Annotated in this window: 2 protein-coding genes; both read right to left on the reverse strand. The window is 35.0% G+C overall.

Annotated features, from left to right (window positions below; all coding sequences use genetic code 11):
- Positions 1-209 precede the first annotated feature (209 nt).
- On the reverse strand, positions 210-620 hold the full coding sequence (locus tag H4J73_RS01185; protein WP_182179653.1) for a hypothetical protein: 411 nt from the start codon (positions 618-620) through the stop codon (positions 210-212).
- A gap of 107 nt (positions 621-727) precedes the next feature.
- Positions 728-1273 (reverse strand): hypothetical protein, encoded by a 546-nt coding sequence (locus H4J73_RS01190; RefSeq protein WP_182179659.1) that lies wholly within the window; start codon positions 1271-1273, stop codon positions 728-730.
- Between the last annotated feature and the right edge of the window lie 174 nt (positions 1274-1447).

Genomic DNA, 1447 nt, shown 5'->3' on the forward strand with positions numbered 1-1447 from the left:
TTAATGAAGATAAAAGCTCCATACGCAAACAAGCCAAAATAAAGCGTTGAAGCTGTAGCGGCTAATATTTGAAAGTTACTCTTAATCTGATTCATGAACTGCATCTCCTTTTGCAACATAACGCCCAATTAACAGGCAAAAAATAGTTGGTTAAAATAAGCGACGAAGGAGCAAAAACCAACTGTTTTTTGTCCTTGTTGAATTTCTTGTTAGGTGTTTTTGGCACTAAACCGTAATTTTAATTTTTTAAAACCGAACCCGAAAAGCCAAACAATTAAAGGATAAGGTAATAAAATAACCATCCAAATAATAACTTTCAACGGCCAGCCAACTCCCATATTTGACCAATGAAGTTGCGTCGCCTGTTCGTGCATTTCAGGGGCAACATTTTGCAACCGTTCTGCTTCAGACATACCGAGAGAATCATAACCCATTAAATCAAGGCGTACCTCGGTGTAAAAATGAGGCCAATATCCGCCTATAATGAGCATAAAAGATATCATAAGTGCTGAAATCAAATATAACTTCACAAAACTATATTTTTTATACACACAAAAAATTGGTGCAAAAACCAAAATGATTATAATTAGTGATTTAGCAATAAAGTCTACAATTTCCATCTGAACTATTGAAACACCTAACGCCCACTTAAGGGGCAAAAAATTGTTGGCTAAAATGTAAGCGAAGCGAAACAGCCAACTGTTTTTTGTCCCGCTTGAAGTGCTTGTTAGTTTGCATTACTTTGAAGCCAGTTACTAATTGATTTTGCTGTTATTTCAATTGAATCAATACTATGAATAATTAGATCACTACTTTGCCTAACTTGATTGGTTGTACCGATGTATATTTGTCGAAAGTGATCATTATACATAGAAAGATAATTAGGAATAGAACTTAATGAATCGCATGACGGGTGTTTAATATTTCGCATAATCACACGCGACAAACAAACCTCCATTGGCATATCTAATAAAACGACATAATCTATTAATGATGAAATAGACGCTCGACACCTACCAAATGGCTCTTCGATAAAAATAAATTCTTCAGTACATTCTGCTTTCAGTGTAAGTAAGTGATTAATAAAATTAGGCGTTTTTATATTCGATAAATCCGCACCATTTTGAAACCAAACCTTCATATCACTGGGGTAAGTATTTTCATCCGTATGATCGTCAAATAATAGATAGGGGCAAGAAAGAGTTTTAGATAGTTGCTTTATGACTGAAGTTTTACCACAACCTGAAACACCACTAATAGCGACTACTTTCATTAGAATTAACTTCCATATTTAAAATTGAGCACGAAACCTGAGTGCAAACTAACGCTTTGCTAAGCGGAAAATAATGGTTGGCTATAATCGCGAAGCGATGGCCAACTGTTATTTTTCCGTTTGAGCAACTTGTTATATGCAGAGAACGTTGAATCAAACTCTGCACGAACTTAA

Origin of the sequence: Colwellia sp. MB3u-41 (genome assembly GCF_014076845.1) — a bacterium.
Classification (GTDB): Bacteria; Pseudomonadota; Gammaproteobacteria; order Enterobacterales; family Alteromonadaceae; genus Colwellia_A.

Excerpts from the sequence above, each read along its gene's own strand:
- H4J73_RS01185 (WP_182179653.1), bottom strand. The coding sequence starts at position 620 with ATGGAAATTGTAGACTTTATTGCTAAATCACTAATTATAATCATTTTG.
- H4J73_RS01190 (WP_182179659.1), bottom strand. The coding sequence starts at position 1,273 with ATGAAAGTAGTCGCTATTAGTGGTGTTTCAGGTTGTGGTAAAACTTCA.